We start from the raw sequence: 19107 nt of genomic DNA on the forward strand, positions 1-19107 counted from the left end.
ATACCCCCACCCATGCGCGTCACGCCCGTTCTCACGATTGTCGTCATTGTCCTGGCGGCCCTGGCCGGCACGGCGTTGGCCACGGCGCTCGCCTTGCTGTGGCCTGATCGCTACGTCACCCGGCCAGGCTGGCCCACGTATTACCTGGGGATCTCCGCGCTGGTGCGCGACGCCCCCGTGGCGGGTGCGGCGGCGCCGCCGCTCTACGCGGGATCGCTGGGCACGACACGGGTGGCGGCGCAGTCCGAACTGACGATGCTGCTGGCGCCCGGGCAGAGCGAGGCGGCGTGGCAGGCGCAGCAGGACTATCTGCGAGCCCTGGGCTTCGTCCCGATGCGCACGCCGGCGGCCGAACCCGCATCGCCGGCCTGGCGCAACGCGGCCTTCCTTGCTCCACGTGGCGGCGGCGTCGTGCTGCTCACGCTGGATCCGGTCGGTGACGGCGGCGTCGGCGCGCAGCTCAACCTCTTGCACTTGCGCTAGGAACGTCGACATCCGGCACGCCCGACACGGGTCAGGAGCCGTCTGCGGCGGCCTTTGCAAGCGCCCACGGCCGGCCTAGCGTGCGGGCGGGATGTCCATGATGAGTTCCACCCGGCGGTTGGTCGAGCGGCCCTGCGGGGTGTCGTTCGTCGTCAGCGGGCGCGTGTGGGCATAGCCCACAGCCCGCATGCGGTCGGACGCGATCCCATGGCGCGACAGATAGCGCACGACGCTCGTGGCGCGGGCCGTGGCGAGTTCCCAGTTTGAGGCGAAGCGGTCGTTCTGGATGGGAATGATGTCCGTATGACCTTCGATCGACAGCGGGTACGGGTTGCGCGCCAGCACGTTGGCCAGGCGGTCCAGGACGTCGGAGCCAGTCAGCGCGAGATCGGCCTGTCCGGACGGGAAGAGAATCTCGTTGCTGATGCGAAAGCTCACGGATTGCGCATTGACGATGACGTCGATGCCGTCGCCCAGTTCGCCCAGGCCGAGTCCTTCGACCGAGGGCGGTGCGGGCTGCGCGGGCTCTGGCGGCGCGGTGTCGACGGCGGCGGGCGGCGGCGTCTGTTCGGCCAGCGTCGCGAAGCCCGGCAGCGACCAGCGGCTGGGCTGTGCCGGGTCTGGCAGGCGCAGACGCGTGCCGATCCAGGGGCCATCTTCGACGAGCGCGAGCGCCGGGAAGGCAGGGCGCCGGGCGGGGCGCCGCGGTGGCAGCGGCCGGAGGTGCCGGCGTGCCGGCGGACGGCGCTGAAGCGCCAGCCGGGTCGCTGGCCTGCGTGCGGGCGGCTGACGGGGTCTGGCGAGGCGATGTCGGGTCGTGCGGCGTCGTTGCGGCCGGCATCGCGATCAGTGGGGCGTCAGGCGACGTCGATTGAGGCGCACTTGCGAGCGTCGTCATACCCGCGACGGCGGGCTCGACCGTCTCGGCTGCCTGCGACGGCTCAGGCGTGATGGCTGGGGGCGCCGCATCGTTCGAGGTCGGTGCTGCGACGGCAGGCAGTGCCGTCGTACCCGCACCCGTCGTGGCGGGATGCTCAGTAGACGGGGTATCTGCCGTCAGCGCCGCCAGCGGCGCGGCGAGGCTGGGCGTCGCGCTCGCCTCTGCGCGCGTCCCATGCATGCGAGAGATCGCCAGTAACACCACCAGCATCACCAGCAATAGCGTAACGATGTCCAGATACGAAATGAGCCAGCCGTCGTTCTCGCGGTTGGCGGGCGGCGGCGCGCGCCAGCGGCTGGCGCGCGTTTGCTGGGCCTGGCGTTCGAGGCTGTCGAGCCGCTGCAGGCGTCGGCGCAGATCGGGGTGCAGCGACTTCAGCGCCGAGGTCGTGGGGGTGGCGCTCATCGCGTGGATGGCGCGCTGCCAGCGGGAGTGGCGCGGGCCGGGGCGGCCGCAGGCGGGGTCTTGGCCGTGGCCGTCGGCGGCGCGTCGTCGTCGGCCTCGTTCGCAAACGCGTTCAAGGCCTCGCGCATGAAGGCCGGGCTGCGCTTCTCGGCCATCATGCCCACGCCTTGCAGCAGCATGTCCATGAGGTGCACGCGTTGCTCAGTGCGGCGCTCGAGCTTCACGGCGATGGGCTTGCACACGAGGTTGGCGATCAGGATGCCGTAGAACGTCGTCATGAGCGCAATCGCCATCTGCTGGCCGATCACGATGATGTCGCCGTCGCCCAGCACGTAGAGCAGGTTGATGAGGCCGACGAGGGTACCCAGCATGCCGAAAGCCGGGGCAAAGCCTGCCATCACGCGAAAGAGCTCGGCTTCGGCCTGTTCGCGGGCGCGCAGGCGCGCGATGCGCCACTGGAGCAGTTCGGCGATCTCGTGCTCGGGGGTGTTGTCGATGACGAGCTGCACGCCGGTGCGCAGGAATGGGTTGCGCACGTCGGCCAGGGCCTGCTCGACCTTGCGCACGTCGTGCCGCGACCAGAGCTGGGCGATGTGCACGAGGTCCTCGATGTCATGCGCGCTGGAATCCTGCTCGTGGCGGAACACCGTCTTGACCAGGGCGAAGATGCGCAGCACCTCGCGCAGCGGGTAGCTGATGAACGTGGCCGCGAGCGTGCCGCCGACGACGATGGCCAGGCCGGGGTAGTTCAGATACAGGCTGGGATCGTTGGCGGCAAAGGCCAGGATGGCCGCCAGCAGCGCGACGCTGGCGACGATGCCGATGACGGTGGAGGGATTCAGACGGGCTTTGGTCATGGCGGTCCGCAGCCCGAGGGGCGCGGTCTGGACAAGGGTTCCGCCAGAATTGTAGTGAGCCCCCGCACCGGTCAAACGTGAAGAAACCGGGTGGAATGGCCGTTATATCGCGTGGGGCCGTAACACGTCCGGCGCACGCAGGCGGCGCGAGGCTGCCGGCGCGGGTTTCTGAAGCGCGAGGACAGGCCGAGACCGACAGCGCCCAGCGCAGGTCAGGCGGCTCAGTCCGGGTGCGGCCCAGGCGAGCGCTCTGCGCGGCGCACGAACACCGTCATTTCCTTTTCCGCCTGCTTGTCGCCGCGCCCCTGGGCCGCGGCGATGCCGTGGCGCCAGGCGTCTGCCGCAGCCGCCGTGTCGCCGGCGGCCATGTAGGCCTTGCCGAGCAGCTTCCAGGCAGCGGAATAGGTGGCGTCGTGGGCGACGCAGGCGCGCAGGTGCGTGATGGCGGGCGTCGGCTGACCGTCGTCCAGGTAGGCCTGCCCCAGGCCATAGCGCAGCAGGCTGTTGTCCTTGCCCGCGGCGAGCATGGTCTCAAGCGGGGTGATGCGGTCCACGACAGACGCCTCCGGGTGTGGTTCAGGCCGTCTCCGCCTCGGCTTCCGCCGTCACGGGCGCGGACGTCCGGATGAGGTGATCGAAGGCGCTCAGCGCGGACTTCGTGCCTTCACCCATGGCGACCACGATCTGCTTGTAGGGCACGGTCGTCGCGTCCCCTGCGGCAAAGACGCCCGGCACCGAGGTCTGCCCGCGGGCATCGGTGACGATCTCACCATAGGGCGTGAGATCCACGGTGCCCTTCAACCACTGGGTGTTGGGCACCAGGCCGATCTGCACGAAGACGCCGGCAAGCGCCACGGTATGGCTCTGGCCCGTGGTGCGGTCCTCATAGACGAGGCCATTCACGCGCTGCCCGTCGCCCGTGATCTCGGTCGTCTTGGCGTTCAGGATGACCTTCACGTTGGGCAGGCTGTTCAGCTTGTTCTGCAGCACGGCGTCGGCACGCAGCGCATCAGCGAATTCCACCAGCGTCACGTGTTCGACGATGCCCGCGAGATCGATGGCCGCCTCCACGCCGGAGTTGCCCCCGCCGATCACCGCCACGCGCTTGCCCTTGAAGAGGGGGCCATCGCAGTGCGGGCAGTAGGCCACGCCCTGGTTCTTGTACTGCTGTTCGCCGGGCACGTTGATCTCGCGCCAGCGGGCGCCGGTGGCCAGTACGATGGCCTTGCCGCGCAGCACGCCGCCGTCGGCCAGGCGCACCTCGGCCAGCTCGCCGGGCACCAGGGCCTCGGCACGCTGCTGGTCGATGATGTCCACGCCGTAGCTGCGCACGTGGCGTTCGAGATCGGCCGCGAGCTTCGGGCCTTCCGTGTGCTCGACCGAGATGAAGTTCTCGATGGCGAGCGTATCGAGCACCTGGCCGCCGAAGCGCTCGGCCACGATGCCGGTGCGGATGCCCTTGCGCGCGGCGTAGATGGCTGCCGCAGCGCCCGCCGGCCCACCGCCCACGACGAGCAGGTCGTAGGGGGCGCGCGCATTGATCTTCTCGGTGGCCTTGGCACCGGCACCGGTGTCGAGCTTTTTCAGGATCTGCGCGATCGTCATGCGGCCCTGGTCGAACACCTCGCCGTTCAGGAACACGGTCGGCACGGCCATGATCTGGCGCGATTCGACTTCGTCCTGGAAGAGGGCGCCATCGATCGCCACGTGACGGATGCGCGGATTGATGACGGCCATCAGATTCAGCGCCTGCACCACGTCCGGGCAGTTCTGGCAGGACAGCGAAAAGAAGGTCTCGAATTGGTAATCGCCCTCGAGCGCGCGGATCTGTTCGATCACGTCGGCCTCGACCTTGGGCGGATGCCCGCCCACCTGCAGCAGCGCCAGGATGAGCGAGGTGAATTCATGGCCCATCGGGATGCCGGCAAAGCTGACGGCGATGTCCGTCCCGGGGCGGGTGATGGCAAACGATGGTTTGCGCGGATCGGCGCCATCCTCGGCCACAGTGACGCGCTCGGACAGGCTGGCGATGTCGTGCAGCAGCGCGCGCAGTTCGTTCGACTTCGCGGTGCCGTCCAGCGTGGCGATCAGCGCAATCGGGTGGACGAGCTTGTCGAGGTAGCCTGCGAGCTGGGTCTTGATGTTGGCGTCGAGCATGGCAATCCTTTCTGGAATTCTGGGTATTGCGGGGCAGTGCAGGCCCGGCCGCCAGGGCCGGGCCTTGGCCGGTGCGAGGCACCGGCGCGGCAGACCTTAGATCTTGCCGACGAGGTCCAGCGAGGGCTTGAGCGTCTCGGCGCCTTCTTCCCACTTGGCCGGGCACACTTCGTTCGGGTGTGCGGCGATGTACTGGGCAGCGCGCAGCTTGCGCAGCAGCTCTTCGGCGTTACGGCCGATGCCGTTGTCGTTGACTTCGATCAGCTTGATCTGGCCTTCGGGGTTGATCACGAAGGTGCCGCGCAGGGCCAGGCCTTCTTCTTCGATCAGCACTTCGAAGTTGCGGGCCAGCGTGGCGGTCGGGTCGCCCACGAGCGGGTACTGCACCTTGCGGATCGTGTCCGACGTGTCGTGCCAGGCCTTGTGGGTGAAGTGCGTGTCGGTGGAGATGCCGTAGATCTCAGCGCCGAGCTTCTGGAAGTCGGCGTAACGGTCGGCCAGATCGCCCAGCTCCGTCGGGCAGACGAAGGTGAAGTCAGCCGGGTAGAACACGAACACCGACCACTTGCCCTTCAGGCTGGCTTCGGTGACTTCCACGAAATTGCCGTTGTGGTACGCGGTGGCCTTGAACGGCTTGACTTGGGTATTGACCAAAGACATGAACTCTCCTTGAGGTTGAGGTGCTGCCGCCGGTCCGGATGGCCGTGACAGCGCGGTGAACGGTGCTGCCTGAACGTGCCAGTGCACGCTAAGCCGTCATGATGACGGCTAATGCACCATTGTACAAATCAATTGATGCTATTAACTTGATTGGTTTTGCGTATGATGAAGGGCCGTGTCCTCGACGATGAAGCCGTCCACGAGGCGGATGCGTCGATCGCAGGTCTCGGCAAGTCGCGCGTCGTGGGTGACCACGAGCACGGCACATCCCTCCCGGTCATGCACCCGGCGGAACAAGTCGAACACGGTGTCCGCCGTCTGCGTATCCAGATTGCCGGTGGGCTCATCGGCCACCACCAACAGAGGCCGGTGCACCAGTGCACGCGCCACGGCAACCCGCTGCTGCTGGCCACCGGACAGCTCCGTGGGCCGCTTGCCGGCGTGCTCGCCCAGACCCACTTCGTGCAGCAAGGCCTGCGCCCGATCACGTGCCGCGGCATCAGGGCGGCCGCCGGCGATCATCAGCGGCATCAACACATTCTCCAGCGCGGTGAAGGCGGGAATGAGGTGGTGGAACTGGAAGACGAAGCCCAGCGTGCGCCGGCGCAAGGCTGTGCGTGCGGTGTCGTCCAGCGTGCGCGTGGCATGACCGTCGAGCAGAATCTCGCCGGCCGTGGGCGCATCGAGCTGGGCAATGAGGTTGAGCAAGGTGCTCTTGCCCGAACCGGATGGCCCGATCAAGGCCGCGAAATCGCCGCGTGGCAGCGTGAGATCAATGCCGTGCAGGACTTCGGCCTCGTTCGGACGGCCCACGTTGAAGGACTTGCGCACGCCGGACAGGCGCAGAACCGGATCGCGTTCAGGCATGTCGGATCGCCTCGGCAGGGTCCAGACGCGACGCGCGCCAGGCGGGCGACGCGGCCGCGATCATGCCGCTCACCGTGGCCACGCTCATCGCGAGCGGGATCAGGCCGGGCGGCAGCGGGATGATGAAGAGTCGCGGGCCAAAGGTGTTGAATGCCCCGGTGAGGGCCAGCCCGATCAGGCTGCCGATGAGCGAGCCGGCGAGGCCCAGCACGGCGCCTTGCAGCAGGAACACGCTCAGCATCTGCCCGCGGGTGGTGCCCATGGCGCGCAAGATGCCGATCTCGCGCGTGCGCTGCGTGACGCTCACGGCCAGCACGCTGGCGATGCCCATGGCCACGGACAGCGCGACGAAGACACTGATCATGGTGCTCGCAAGGCTTTGCGAGCGCAGCGCATTCAGGAGCTCGGCATTGTTCTGCATCCAGCTCTCGGCCTTCAGGCCGAAGAGCGCGGCCAGGCGGGCGGCGATCTCGCGCGCCGAGAAGATCTCATCCACGGTGGCGTCGAGCTGCGTCGCGCCATCGGGCACGTCGAGCAGGAACTGCGCTTCCTTCATGTCGAGATACACGTAGCGCGCGTCGAGCTCACGCACGCCGAGTGTGAAGACGCCGCGCACGGTGAGCACCGCCTGCCGCCCGCCTGCCGCCTCGACGCGCAACCGGCTGCCGAGTTCCAGACCCAGGTCGCGTGCCAGCGTGCTGCCGATCACCACGTCGCCAGGGGCAGGGCTGAAGCTGCCGGCAACGAGATTCTCGCGCACGGGAATGATGCGCTCATAGCGGTTCGGATCGACCCCCAGGAGCGCGACCGACGCCCGGGCATCACCGCGAAAGGCGATAGCCGGGCCGGTGACGAGCGGCGACACCGCCCGCACGCTCGGCATGTCGTCCAGCACGGCCTGCACGTGCTGCCAGTCGTTGATGGCGCGCAGGCGCTGGGCGCGCGCATCCTCCAGTACGAGTTGCAGCGTGCCTGCCGGCGCGGGCGCGATCTGGTTGGCCTCGCGCGGTGGCTCGATCACGATGTGCGCCTGCGAGCCGAGCGTGCGCTGGATGATGTTCGCCTGCAGGCCCTGGATGAGCGCGCTGATGAAGACGATCACGGACACCCCGACGGCGATGCCGACCAGGATCAGCGCCGTCTGTGAGCGGCTTTGCCGCAGAAAGCGCAGGGCGAGTGTGGTGGCGAGCCACATCTCAGCCGCCGTTGCGCGCACGCGCCGCCACCGGCAGCGGCTCGAGCACCGGGCGCACCCGTGTGTCGGGCGCGAAGTCTGGCCGCGCGAGCACGACGTCGCCCGCGGTGAGCCCCTCGCGCACTTCGGTGAGCGTGAGGCCACGCAGGCCCAGCGTCACGGGCGCCCGTTGCGCCCGGCCATCGCGCACCACCAGCACGGTGGCGGGCTCACCCGGTCGCGCGGCGCGCAGCGTGTCGTTCGGGATGGCGAGCGCCTCGTCGCGGCGCGCGGTCTCGATGGTGACGGACACCGTCATGTCTTCGCGCAGGAAGTCTGGCGTGGCGTCCGGCATGAGACGGACTTCCACCGTGCCGCGCTGCGTATCCACGCCGGGGGCGATACGGGTGACGCGGGCGGGGAACGGCGACTCGGGATAGGCGTCGGCGATCACGACGGCCCGTTGGGCGAGCGCCAGACGCGCGAGGTTTTTCTCGTCCACGGGCAGCAGGATCTCGGTGTCGCCATCGCGGGCAAGATCGAACAGGACCTGACCCGGCTGCACGACGTCGCCGGGCTCCGCATCCTGCGACACGACGAGGCCGGCGAAGCTCGCCCGCAAGGTGGTGCGGGCCAGATCGGATTCAGCTTGCGCCAGCCGCGCGAGCAGCACGCGCTCGTCGGCCTCGCCGGGCGCCAGCGTGGCCGCCTGCGTGCGTGCCTGGGCCAGACGGGCGCGCGCGGCATCGCGGGCCTGCGAGGCCAGTTCGACTTCTTCGCGGGAAAACGCGCCCGAGGCCTGCAGCCCCTGACGCCGGCGCGCTTCGCGCTCGGCCTGGGCGGCCTCGATCTCGGCTTGCCGCAGGGCGGACTGGGCCTGCGGGCGCTGACCTTGCGCCAACTGGGCGAGCGCGGCGCGGGCTTCGGCCACGCGGGCCTGCGCGGGGCCGTCATCGAGCTCGGCAAGCACGTCCCCGGCGGCCACGCGATCGCCTTCGTCGACGCGGCGAAGGCGCACGGTGCCTGCCACTTCGCTGCCGATGCGTGCGCGCACTGTGGCCACCACTCGCCCGCTCGCCACGACGCTCTGCACGAGCGGGGCCTGCACCAGCGCATAGGCCGGCACTTCAGGCCCGCGCCGCGATTGCCAGACCGCGGCGGCAACGACGATGCCGAGCACGCCGACGACGACTGCCTTACCCCAACCCAGACCCCTGGCCAACCCTGTCTCCTCGTCTTGCGGCCGGCATGGCGCAGCCTGCGCGGTATTGTAGGACGCGGTACGCTGCGTGCGACGCGCTGCGTCTTCGCCAATACCTGTCCCGTTCGCTAGGAGTCCTGTCCATGGGTATCACGACGATCGTCGTCCTTGTCGTCATCGCCTTGCTGGTGATCTATGTGATCAGCATCTACAACCGCCTGGTCACCTTGCGCAATCGCTTCCAGAACGCCTTCGCGCAGATCGAGGTGCAGTTGAAGCGGCGCTACGACCTGATCCCCAATCTCGTGGAAACGGCCAAGGCCTATCTGTCGCACGAGCGCGGCACGCTGGAGGCCGTGATCAACGCGCGCAATGCCGCGTCTGCCGGGCTGCAGGCCGCGGCCAAGGATCCAGGCAACCCGGCCGCGCTCAATCAGCTGGCCGGCGCCGAACGTGCCCTGGGCGGCGCGCTGGGCCGGCTCAACGTGGTCATGGAAGCCTATCCGGATCTGAAGGCCACGCAGAACATGCAGCAGCTCTCCGAGGAGCTCACCAGCACTGAGAACAAGGTGGCCTTCGCGCGCCAGTCGTTCAACGATTCGGTGATGGCCTACAACACCTACAAGCAGACCTTCCCGCCCGTGATCTTCGCCGGCATGTTCGGCCACGGCAAGGATGCGGCGCTGCTCGAGTTCGAGGATAGCCAGGCCATCCAGGCCGCGCCCAAGGTCAGCTTCTGAGCGCCATGGATTTCTTCGAACAGCAGGCACTGGCTCGGCGCCGCAGTGCGCTGCTCGTGGGGCTGATGGCCGTGGCGGTGATCTGCCTCGTGTCGGTCACGTCCTTTGTCATCGCGCTCATCATCGGTTGGATGGACGGGGGAGGGCCGGACCGCCCCGAGCTCGACTGGATGACGCGCACGCTGTCGGTTGTGACACCCGGCCTTCTGATCGGCGTGGCGATCCCGGTGCTCACCGTGATCGTGGTAGCCGGCCTCTTCAAGCACTATCAGCTCGCAGGGGGCGGGGTGGCCGTGGCCGAGGCACTCGGCGGGCGTCGTCTCGATCCCGGTAGTACCGAGCCAGAAGCCCGCAAGGTGCTCAACGTGGTCGAGGAGATGGCGCTCGCCTCCGGCATCGCCGTGCCACCGGTATATGTGCTGGAAGACCCAGCCATCAATGCCTTCGCCGCAGGCTATTCCCCGCGCGACGCGGTGATTGGCGTCACGCGTGGCAGCCTGCAGCATCTCACCCGCGATGAGCTGCAAGGCGTGATCGCGCATGAGTTCAGCCATATCTTCCACGGCGACATGCGGCTGAATACCCGCCTCGTGTCGGTGTTGCACGGCATCCTCGTCATCGGACTCGTGGGCCGGGGCATCCTGGAAGTGATGCCCTGGCGGCGTGGCAACAACTCGCGCGACAACGCCGGCCCGCAGTTGCTCGTCATCGCCCTCGTGCTCGTCGTCCTGGGCTCGATCGGCACGCTCTTTGGCCGCATCATCAAGGCCGCCGTCAGCCGCCAGCGCGAGTTCCTGGCAGATGCAGCAGCGGTGCAATTCACGCGCAACCCCGATGGCATTGCCGGCGCCTTGAAGAAGATCGGCGCCGTGCCTGCAGGCTCGCGTGTGAAGGATGCGCATGCGCACGAGTTCAGCCACATGTTCTTCAGCAAGGCCGTGGGGCGAGCGAGCGGGGCCTGGATGTCGACGCACCCGCCGCTGGTGGAGCGCATTCGTCGGATCGAGCCGGGGTGGGATGGGCGGTTCCCCACGCTGGAGGAAATCCGCGCGAGGCAAGCCGAGCCACCGCGCGACGCCGCACAGACGCCGGCCGCAGATGCCCGCCTGGAGCGCGCGGCTGCCGTGCTGACACCGGCCGCCGCCCTGGCGGCCATCGACGCCATCGGCCAGGCGGACCCGGCCCATCTCGCGCAGGCGCAACGCACGCTGGAGGACATGGACCCGGCCTTGCGCGATGCCGCGCACGACACCTACGTGGCGCGTGCGGTCATCTATGCCCTGTTGCTCAGTGACTCGAGCACGGTGCAGGAGCGGCAGTTGCAGGCGCTGTCGCAGCAGGCGCATCCCGACGTGCAGGCGATATTGGCGCGCTTGCGCGAACAAGTCCTTGCGCTGCCCGAATCCGCGCGCCTGCCGCTGCTCGAGTCCGCGTTGCCGGCCCTGCGCCAGTTGTCTGCCGCGCAGTACGACACGTTCAAGGGCTGCCTGCGTTCGGTCATTCAAGCCGATGGCCAGGTCAGTCTGCGTGAGTGGGCCTTCTATCGCATCGTGGTGCATACGCTGGAGTCGCGGGCATCGCCGCGGACGTCGGGTGATCTCGCGTCCAATCGCCGTGACGTGGCGATTCTGATGGGCGCTTTGGCGCGCGCCGGCGAAGGCGATGGGACCGACTCGAAGGCTGCGTTCGCCGCGGGTGCCGTGGCGTTGGGGATGACGGATCTTGAACCGCCCATCACCGGGGCGGGTTCGCCGCATCTGCTGGACGAGGCCGTGAGCCGGCTCGCGGGTCTGGAGACCACGCACAAGAAGCCGCTGCTGCGGGCCCTGGCGCAGGTGGTGACACACACGGGTGAGGCAAGCCCGATGCAGGCCGAGCTGCTGCGTGCCGTGGCACTGGCACTCGATTGCCCGCTGCCACCGCTGGTGAGCGCCGCGCCCGCATGAAGAAAAACCCCGGGGGCCAGCGCTGGCTGACCCACGGGGCTTCGACTGCCGTGACGGCGCGAGGGCTCAGGGCTTGACGGCGATGGCGCCGATCTCCACGCCCACGTCGCGCGGCAGGCGAGCCACCTGCACCGTGGCACGCGCTGGCGGGTTGCTCGGGAAGTAGGTGGCGTACACCTCGTTCATCGTGGCGAACTCGTTCAAGTCCTTCATGTACACCGTGGTCGACACGATGTTGGCCATGGTCATGCCATCGGCCGCCAGCACCGCCTTCAGGTTGTCCAGCACCAGCTTGGTCTGTTCGGCGATGGGCGCGTCCTTCTTCAGTTCACCGCTCTTCGGATCGATGGGGATCTGACCGGCCAGGTACAGCACGTTGCCGGCGCGAATGGCCTGGGAGTACGGGCCGATGGCCTTGGGCGCGTCTGGGGACGCGACGACGGTGATGCCGGCCACGTCGGCAGCGGCAGCCGTGCCGGCGGCGGCAACGGCGAGGGTCAGGGCGAGGGCGCGAAACGTCATGAACGTGTCCTTGTAGGAGAAAGAGGGATCAGGCCATCTCGGCCGACAGCTTCCACATGGCATCGACCAGGCGGTCGATGTCGTGCGGGTCGTGCCAGACGTGGGTGGAGATGCGGATGCCGTAGTGGTTGTTCGGGTAGCCGATCACCGGGAAGCCGGCGTTGCGAATCGAGAAGCCCGGCGAGAAGTCGCTCAGCATGCGGTTGACGAAGGTTGTGGCCTTCTGGCTGTTCATGACGTCCGCCGGGTTGCGGAACGGGTTGAACGACGTGAGGGCCGACACGAGCTTGGGGTCGTCCTTCGGCGAATACAGCGAATTCACGCCCCACCGCTCGGTGATGCGCTCCTTCAAATATGCGCTCAACGCGAGGTCATAGGTCTCGATCTTCTTGCGACCGATGGTGTCCCACATCTCGCACGCGCGTCCCAGGGCCTCGAACATCGGCGTGTGGATGCTGCCGCACGCCGTGACGCTCGCCGCAACGTCGAACGCGGCCTGGCTGCCGGTGCTGCGCGGGCGGGACACATAGGTGCTCGTGTGGATGGGATACCACTCGGGCAGGGGCAGCGGGTTGGATGGGCGAATCTTGTTGCGCATGACGAGAATACCCGTCGAGCCTGGCCCGCATTGCCACTTGTGGCCAGCGCCAGACATGAAGTCCACGCCAAGCGCGCCGTAGTCGTAGGCCATCATGCCCGGCAGGTGCGCGCCGTCGCAGATGCTGATGAGTTCGTGTGCCTTGACCACTTCCATGATCTCGGCGATCGGCAGCATGGTGCCGGTCACAAACGTAGGCGAGGACCACATCACGGCGCGCACGCGCTTGCCCTGGCTCTTGAGCTGACGAATGCGCTCATCGAAGAGACTCTGGTAGGTGGCAGCCGTCTGGTTATTGCCGACTGGCATCTCGATACGCGAGATCTCGATGCCGTAGCGATCCTGTGCAATGGCAAGCGGCGTGTTGCCGCCGCCGTGTTCGTGGTTCGTGGTGACCACGACGTCGCCTTCGCGCCAGGGGATGCCCAGGATGGCGTGGCACATGCCCGAGGAGGTGTTGGCCGAGAAGGCCAGTTCGTCGCCGTCGACGCCGAAGCCGCGCGCCACCTTGGCGCGCAGATCCGCGAGGTTGGTGTAGCCGCTGCCAGAGTCCTCGGCCTTGCGGCGGTTCTCCGTGGCGAAGGTATCGAGCACGACTTGCGGCATGGAGCCCGCCGTGCCGATGTTCATGTAGACCTTGTCGCGGTTGAGCACGAACATGTTCTGCACGTCCGTCCAGAAAGCTTCGTCCTGCAGCAGCTCGTTGCGCGCGGCGTCGGCTGCGGTCTGCCCGCTCGCGTCGCCGCAGGCGGCCAACAGCGGGCCCAGGGTAGCGGCGCCCGCGCCGTAACCCAGCATGCGCAGGAAGTCGCGCCGCTTGGTGGTCCAGCCCAGGGAGATGTCTGAGGTGGCGCGCGTCGGTAGCGCGAGTTCGCTCGGGGATTCGACGGGGGTTTGCATGGTGACTCCGCAAAGAGGCCAGGGATCTGGCGATGTGCCGGCCCGACATGACGAGACATGACGGCGTGTGTAAAAAATTATAGGTAGGCACATTCGATCCGCGGGCAACTTTATTCCCTTACGTAGCGTTACGCAGATCCGGGTATCTCCTCATGTCTCAAGCGCGCTAATGGTGCCTGTCGGTCGGTAGAATCGGGCGAGTCGCACAGCGCTGGTGCATCGTCATGCCCAGCGGCCAGGGGATCGGCACGTGTGCACGGGGCGAGGGCAAGGCCGCTGTCGTGTTGGCATGCTTTCTGCATTTCTGAATCGGGTTCACGAGTCGACAGCTTCTGCAGGAAGCCGTGTCGTCATTCATGAAAGATCGAGACGAAATCCCTTTGCGTGTTGGTAGCTATTCCCGCCCGGCCTCGTTGCGCCGGCTCGCGGCATGAGGTACGCCTGGCCGATCGGGCTGTCGCTGCTGCTGTTGCTCGGCGCCCTGGCCTGGGTGATGTCCACGGTGGAGCGCCAGACATTGCGGCTGGTGGCCGAGGAGCGCGAACGCGTGCAGTCGCTGTACGTGCACGCGCGCGAGCGCGAACTCCAGCATTACGTCCTGCTCGCGCGAGCCGCCACCGAGCGGCTGGCCGCCGAGGGCGGCGAGATGGCACCGCGCAAGCGCCAAGCGCTCGCGGTGCTCGCGCGCATGCGCTTCGGACAGGATGGTTACTTCTTCGTTTATGACCGCGATGGCCGCGTCCTGCTCGATCCCGGGCAGATGGATACGCCGGGCGTCGAATTCTGCGAGCCTGACGAGCCCGCCGGACAGCAACAAGCCAAGCTCATTCTCGCCACCGCAGAGCGCGGTGGCGGGCTGGTGCGCTACGCGTGGGCCAAGCCAGCCTCGCCGCATCCGGTGCCGAAGATGTCCTATGTCACGCGTGTCGAGCCCTGGGGCTGGACGCTGGGGGCGGGCCTGTATCTGGACGAGGTCGAGGCGCGCCTGCAGGAGCTGGATGCGCGAGCCCGCGACAGCATCGCCCAGATCCATCAGCGCATCGCCACGATCGCGGGGCTGGCCCTCGGCCTGGCTGGGCTCGGCTGGCTCACGACGGTGCTCTGGCAGCAGCGGCGCTCACAGCACCGGCTCTTTCGCATGGTCGAGCGTCTGGGCGAGGCGCGGCAGGGCGAGCGTCAGCGCCTGGGCCGTGAGCTGCACGATGGCGTCGGGCAGGTCATGGTGTCGACGCGGCATCTGATCGAATCTGCACAACGCCACGCCGGGCCGCGGGGCAAGGGCGGAGCGGCCGCCGACGGCTCACTTGGCACCACGTTGCAGACCTGCCTTGCGAGGCTCGACGAAGCGTTGAGCGAGATTCGCCGCTTGTCGCACGGCATGGCGAGTGCGCGGCTGGAGGAGGAAGATCTCACGCGTGCACTGGCTGTGCTCGTGGCCGAGTGCCAGGCGGGATGTCCGATGATGTTGAGCTTGCAGATTGGATCCCTGCCGCGCGACGTTCCCGCAGACCAGCGGCTGGCCGTGCTGCGAATCGTGCAGGAAGGGATCAACAACGCCTGCCGTCATTCGCTTGGGAGCAGGCTGGATATCCGGCTGGCGGGCAGCGTCGACGGCATTCATCTGCGCCTGCAGGACGACGGGGCTGGCTTCGATGTGGCGCAGGCCGACGCCGCGGGCGGAATCGGGCTGCGCAACATGCAGGCGCGCGCGGCCGCGCTGGGCGGGCGCCTCCAGGTGCGTTCGAGCGCATTGGGGACCACCGTGGATCTGCACCTGCCCTGGGAATCCACGCCAGAAGAGGAAGCATGATGAGGCCGATCCGAGTATTGCTGGTGGACGATCACCCCTTGTTGCGCGACGGCATCCGGTTGGGGCTGCAGCGCGATGACGGCATTCAGGTGGTGGGCGAAGCCGGCAGTGTGGACAGTGCGTTGGCATCGCTCGATGCCGTGCGGCCCGACGTCATCGTGACGGATATCCGCATGCCGGAGCGCAGCGGTCTCGATCTGGTGAGTGCCATTGCCGAGCGCGCCTGCTCGATGCGCGTGCTGCTGTTGTCCATGCTGGACGATGTGCGTCTCATTGATCGGGCGCTGGCCGCAGGGGCTGCCGGCTACGTGCGCAAGGACGCGGGCGCGGATACGTTGCTGGCAGCGATCCGCACAGTTGCCCAGGGCGGGCGTCATGTGGACCCCGGGGTGGCGGCCCTTCTGCGCGCACCGGATCCGGGCGTGCGAGCACCGTCGAACCTCACCCCGCGCGAAGCCGCCGTGCTGCGGCTCGTGGCCCAGGGACTCAGCAGCCGGGATATTGCCGATGCCCTGGACATGTCGGTGCGCACGGTGGAGACCCATCGCTTGCGCGTGCGCCGCAAGCTTCATCTGAGCACGGACGTGGGCCTGACGGGGTATGTACAGGCCCTGCCGGAGATTGCACCCGCGGCGTAGTCTGGCCTCAGGCGGGTTGCGGAGTGGCCCTGGGGGGCAGGGCGCGGCCCGGCAGGCGCAGCGACAGGACTGCCGCGCCGAACAGCAGCGCCGTCGATCCCCCGAAGGCGATCCAGTGCGTGGCGTACGTATCGAAGCCCCAGCCACCCAGCCACGAGCTCAGCATGGCGCCGATCTGGTGGCCCAGATAGGCCCAGCCGTAGAGCACCCCCACCAGGCGAACACCGTAGACATCGGCGAGGATGGCCGAGGACAGCGCGATGCTGCCCGCCCACACGATGCCGCCCAGCGCCGCTGCGCCATAGAGCTCCCAGTGCGTGCCCACCACCATCAGCGCCAGAAAGCCCAGGCCTCGCACGAAGTAGATCGTGGCGAGGATGTAGCGGCGCGGCAGGATATCTGAGAGGCGGCCCAGGACCAGCGTGCTGAAGATGGCCACGAGCCCGATGAGACCGATGCCGAGCGAGCTCGTCGTGGCGTCGAATCCGTGGTCCATCAGCATCGGCACCCCATGGGTGCCGAGCAGGTTCATGCTGTAGCCGCAGGCAAAGAGCCCGAGCGCGATCATCCAGAAGGGGCCGGTGCGCAGGGCCTGCGCCACCGTCATGCTGGGCTTGGCCGCGGCTGCCGCAGGCGTTGCGGGCGCTGCCCCGGGTGCCGGGATCTGGCTGGGCAAGAGATCGGTGTGCTCGGGCGCTTCGTCCCGGATCACCATCCAGGCGAGCGGCAGCGTGACGAGGGCGAAGAGCACCGCAAAGCCCAGCAGCGTCGATTGCCAGCCCCAGGCCTTGATGGCAAAGCCGAACGCCGGCGTCATGATGGCGATGCCAGCCATCGAGCCCGTGGACAGGAAGAACATCGCCATGCCGCGCTGCCGGGTGAACCATCGGCTGAGCACGGGGGTGAGGGCGACGGGACTCGTGAAGGCGAGCCCGACCGACAGCAGCACACCGTAGGCGAGGAAGAATGTGATCGGATCGCGGGCCACGAGCGTCCAGGCCGTGGCGAGCAGGACGATGGCCGTGCCCACCGTGAGCGTGACGCGTGTGCCGCGCGCGCCAGCCAGCCAGCCCGCCACGGGCATGGCCAGCCCGTAGAAGAGCATGCCGACGGCAACGATGGTGGAGAGCTGGTTGCGCGAAAAGCCGAGGTCTTCCGTCATGGGCAGGAAGAACGGCCCGATGCCCATGCGCATGCCCACCGTGAGCAAGGTCAGGAAGGTGGCCGCGGCCACGATGTTCCAGCCGTAGTAGTACCTGGCGCCGGCGGTCATGTTCTGTCTCCGTATTCTGCGTGACGCGCAAAGCGCATAAGGTTAGCAAAATCGGTAATAAGGCTGCGGCGTCATCTGGGCCAGCTCCCCGAGCTGTCGCGTTCGGTGCTACGATACGGCCCTCTTTGGGGAGTAGCCTGCTTTCGCAACGAAAGCGTGCGCGTCAACACACTTGGCTTCACGCCATGGCGCGCGCAACCGCAAGGTTTGGCGAGACCATCGACACCTGCGCCCGAGGTCCGGCGTGCGCAGCCGTGTCGTGGGCTCGTGCCGGCCGAGGTTGCTTCATGAACATTCTCTCCACCACCCTGCTGGCGTTTGCCATGTCCACCGATGCCTTTGCGGCCGCGGTCGGCAAGGGGGCGGCATTGCACAAGCCGCGCTGGGGCGACGCCCTGCGGGTCGGCATCATCTTCGGGGTGATCGAGGCCTTGACGCCCGTGGCAGGCTGGGCGCTGGGACTGGCGGCGGCCGACTACGTGGCCGATTGGGACCACTGGATCGCGTTCGTGCTACTGGGTGTGCTGGGCGCGCACATGATCTGGAACGGCTGTCAGCCCGGCGACGAGGATGCAGAGACGCCCAAGACCTCGCGCCATTCATTCTGGACCTTGGCCATCACGGGCTTTGCCACCAGCATCGACGCGATGGCGGTGGGCGTGGGGCTGGCCTTCATCGACGCCAACATCGTCTCCACGGCGGCGGCCATCGGCATGGCGACGCTGCTCATGGTGACACTGGGCATCATGTTGGGCCGGGTGCTCGGCAAGCTGGTGGGTTCGCGCGCCGAAATCGTCGGCGGCGTGATCCTCATCGGGATCGGCAGCGTGATTCTCTACGAGCACCTGTCGGCCGCGGCGGCATAGGCTGCCGCCACGGCAGACGTCATCAGTCCTTGCGGCTGGTGACTTCCAGCAGGTGGTAGCCGAACTGCGTCTTGACCGGGCCTTGCACGGTGTTGACCGGGGCGCTGAACACCACCTGGTCGAATTCCGGCACCATCTGACCACGGCCGAAGGTGCCGAGATTGCCGCCGTCGCGGCTGGAAGGGCAGCGCGAATTGTCGCGAGCCACCTGGGCGAAGTCGGCGCCGCCTTCGATCTGGGCCTTGAGCTGGTTGCACTGCTCTTCGGTGGACACGAGGATGTGGCGGGCGGAAGCTTGGGACATGGGAACTCCTTGAATGAGGACTCCCCATGATAACCGCTGCGTCAAGGCGTCTCGCGACGGCGATCCCGATCACCCGAGTCGGTACCTGAGCACCGACTCGGTCGTGAACCGCACGATGATCGGCATCATCATGCCGACGGCCCCACGTTGTCATCTCGCCACGCTCAACCGTAGGTTTGTAACAATGCATGCATAAACGCTGTCATAAATGTGACAATGCGTTTTTTGTGATGCTTATTGTTGCCGATCTGAGGCGGGCACGGGCTGAATGGTTGAGTTTACCCGCCTCCGAGCGTGGCGCCGCTGTCGCGGTGCCCTGGGATAGACGGCAATTTGCCGACTTGCCGACGAGGCAGGCGCGGCAATATCCGAGTGGAGATCGGTGATGCACATGCAAGGGAACCGTGGTTTTCAGATGACCGGCGACATCGCCGCAATCGGTGCAGGTAGCGCGTCCTGCGGCACTCGCAGGAGCAACAGCGCCGAGATCGATTGTCCGTCATGCCACGTCTCCATCTCGCCCTTGTCCACCGTGTGCCGCCACTGCCGCACGAATGTCCTCGACTTTCGGGCCAGTGTCGAGCGTGACCGATTCCTGCAACTCACGCGTCGCGCCGCCAGCGTCGGTGTGGTTGGCGCCATCGCTGGGTTCATGGCGTGTTTCCTCGGCGCGGACGTGCTTCCGGCATGGTTCACGACCGCGTCGGCGTACCTGGGCGCCGGCGGCGCGGCGCTGACTGCGATGAGCGTGGCCGCCAAGCCCTGA

General features: G+C 67.6%; 19 protein-coding genes, 1 pseudogene and 1 riboswitch. Of the genes and pseudogenes, 7 read left to right on the forward strand and 13 right to left on the reverse strand.

Annotated elements, in window-relative coordinates:
- The first annotated feature begins 12 nt into the window (after positions 1-12).
- Positions 13-483 (forward strand): hypothetical protein, encoded by a 471-nt coding sequence (locus IMZ29_RS01695; RefSeq protein WP_216179687.1) that lies wholly within the window; start codon positions 13-15, stop codon positions 481-483.
- A gap of 75 nt (positions 484-558) precedes the next feature.
- On the opposite strand, the gene IMZ29_RS22510 is transcribed toward IMZ29_RS01695, so the two are convergent.
- The 9 genes and pseudogenes from IMZ29_RS22510 to IMZ29_RS01735 all read right to left on the reverse strand — a co-directional run bounded on the left by IMZ29_RS22510 (position 559) and on the right by IMZ29_RS01735 (position 8765).
- The gene (locus tag IMZ29_RS22510) at positions 559-921 is read right to left on the reverse strand and encodes an OmpA/MotB family protein (protein ID WP_371820063.1); all 363 of its coding nucleotides are present in this window, start codon (positions 919-921) and stop codon (positions 559-561) included.
- Positions 922-1600: 679 nt separating this feature from the next.
- A pseudogene (locus IMZ29_RS23145) lies at positions 1601-1828 on the reverse strand (flagellar motor protein MotB); the annotation flags it as partial.
- Positions 1825-2670, reverse strand: coding sequence for a motility protein A (locus tag IMZ29_RS01705; RefSeq protein ID WP_216180182.1), 846 nt, complete (start codon positions 2668-2670; stop codon positions 1825-1827). The gene IMZ29_RS01705 and the pseudogene IMZ29_RS23145, both read right to left, overlap by 4 nt.
- A gap of 236 nt (positions 2671-2906) precedes the next feature.
- Positions 2907-3239, reverse strand: coding sequence for a tetratricopeptide repeat protein (locus tag IMZ29_RS01710; RefSeq protein WP_443083789.1), 333 nt, complete (start codon positions 3237-3239; stop codon positions 2907-2909).
- A 22-nt stretch (positions 3240-3261) separates the two neighbouring features.
- The gene (gene ahpF, locus IMZ29_RS01715; RefSeq protein ID WP_216179689.1) at positions 3262-4842 is read right to left on the reverse strand and encodes an alkyl hydroperoxide reductase subunit F; all 1581 of its coding nucleotides are present in this window, start codon (positions 4840-4842) and stop codon (positions 3262-3264) included.
- Positions 4843-4938: 96 nt separating this feature from the next.
- Positions 4939-5502, reverse strand: a complete 564-nt coding sequence (gene ahpC / locus IMZ29_RS01720; RefSeq protein WP_216179692.1) for an alkyl hydroperoxide reductase subunit C — start codon at positions 5500-5502, stop codon at positions 4939-4941.
- Between the two features lie 141 nt (positions 5503-5643).
- On the reverse strand, positions 5644-6369 hold the full coding sequence (locus IMZ29_RS01725) for an ABC transporter ATP-binding protein (protein WP_216179695.1): 726 nt from the start codon (positions 6367-6369) through the stop codon (positions 5644-5646).
- Entirely contained in the window at positions 6362-7564 is a 1203-nt protein-coding gene (locus IMZ29_RS01730; RefSeq protein ID WP_216179698.1) for an ABC transporter permease, read from the reverse strand. The genes IMZ29_RS01725 and IMZ29_RS01730 overlap by 8 nt, the downstream gene beginning before the upstream one ends.
- A 1-nt stretch (position 7565) precedes the next feature.
- Entirely contained in the window at positions 7566-8765 is a 1200-nt protein-coding gene (locus IMZ29_RS01735; RefSeq protein WP_216179701.1) for an efflux RND transporter periplasmic adaptor subunit, read from the reverse strand.
- 122 nt (positions 8766-8887) lie between these two features.
- Between IMZ29_RS01735 and IMZ29_RS01740 the strand changes: the two genes are divergently transcribed.
- Together IMZ29_RS01740 and IMZ29_RS01745 are read left to right on the forward strand one after the other, a co-directional pair.
- Positions 8888-9484, forward strand: a complete 597-nt coding sequence (locus IMZ29_RS01740) for a LemA family protein (RefSeq protein ID WP_216179704.1) — start codon at positions 8888-8890, stop codon at positions 9482-9484.
- A 5-nt stretch (positions 9485-9489) separates the two neighbouring features.
- Complete coding sequence (locus IMZ29_RS01745) at positions 9490-11430, forward strand: M48 family metallopeptidase (protein ID WP_216179707.1); 1941 nt, start codon at positions 9490-9492, stop codon at positions 11428-11430.
- A gap of 66 nt (positions 11431-11496) precedes the next feature.
- Here IMZ29_RS01745 and IMZ29_RS01750 read toward each other — a convergent pair whose 3' ends face one another.
- Both IMZ29_RS01750 and IMZ29_RS01755 read right to left on the reverse strand, forming a co-directional pair.
- On the reverse strand, positions 11497-11952 hold the full coding sequence (locus IMZ29_RS01750) for a RidA family protein (RefSeq protein WP_216179709.1): 456 nt from the start codon (positions 11950-11952) through the stop codon (positions 11497-11499).
- A gap of 28 nt (positions 11953-11980) precedes the next feature.
- Complete coding sequence (locus tag IMZ29_RS01755) at positions 11981-13450, reverse strand: aminotransferase class V-fold PLP-dependent enzyme (RefSeq protein ID WP_216179712.1); 1470 nt, start codon at positions 13448-13450, stop codon at positions 11981-11983.
- A 430-nt stretch (positions 13451-13880) separates the two neighbouring features.
- On the opposite strand from IMZ29_RS01755, the gene IMZ29_RS01760 reads away from it, so the two are divergent.
- Positions 13881-15260 carry a cache domain-containing protein gene (locus tag IMZ29_RS01760; protein WP_216179714.1) on the forward strand — a complete coding sequence of 460 codons (1380 nt, stop codon included), beginning with the start codon at positions 13881-13883 and terminating at the stop codon, positions 15258-15260.
- On the forward strand, positions 15257-15898 hold the full coding sequence (locus IMZ29_RS01765) for a response regulator (RefSeq protein ID WP_253206655.1): 642 nt from the start codon (positions 15257-15259) through the stop codon (positions 15896-15898). Before IMZ29_RS01760 ends, IMZ29_RS01765 begins: the two co-directional genes overlap by 4 nt.
- Positions 15899-15905: 7 nt before the next feature.
- Here IMZ29_RS01765 and IMZ29_RS01770 read toward each other — a convergent pair whose 3' ends face one another.
- Positions 15906-17171, reverse strand: a complete 1266-nt coding sequence (locus tag IMZ29_RS01770) for an MFS transporter (protein ID WP_216179716.1) — start codon at positions 17169-17171, stop codon at positions 15906-15908.
- Positions 17172-17286: 115 nt separating this feature from the next.
- A riboswitch (yybP-ykoY riboswitch) is annotated at positions 17287-17452 on the forward strand.
- Between the two features lie 6 nt (positions 17453-17458).
- On the opposite strand from IMZ29_RS01770, the gene mntP reads away from it, so the two are divergent.
- Positions 17459-18037: a manganese efflux pump MntP gene (gene mntP, locus IMZ29_RS01775; protein WP_216179718.1), complete on the forward strand. Its 579-nt coding sequence runs from the start codon at positions 17459-17461 to the stop codon at positions 18035-18037.
- A gap of 22 nt (positions 18038-18059) precedes the next feature.
- Here the strand turns inward: mntP and IMZ29_RS01780 are convergent, their stop codons facing one another.
- Positions 18060-18341 carry a peptidylprolyl isomerase gene (locus IMZ29_RS01780; protein ID WP_216179720.1) on the reverse strand — a complete coding sequence of 94 codons (282 nt, stop codon included), beginning with the start codon at positions 18339-18341 and terminating at the stop codon, positions 18060-18062.
- Between the two features lie 415 nt (positions 18342-18756).
- Between IMZ29_RS01780 and IMZ29_RS01785 the strand changes: the two genes are divergently transcribed.
- Complete coding sequence (locus IMZ29_RS01785) at positions 18757-19107, forward strand: hypothetical protein (protein WP_216179722.1); 351 nt, start codon at positions 18757-18759, stop codon at positions 19105-19107.

Origin of the sequence: Verticiella alkaliphila, from assembly GCF_018904615.1 — a bacterium.
GTDB classification, from domain to species: domain Bacteria; phylum Pseudomonadota; class Gammaproteobacteria; order Burkholderiales; family Burkholderiaceae_B; genus Verticiella; species Verticiella alkaliphila.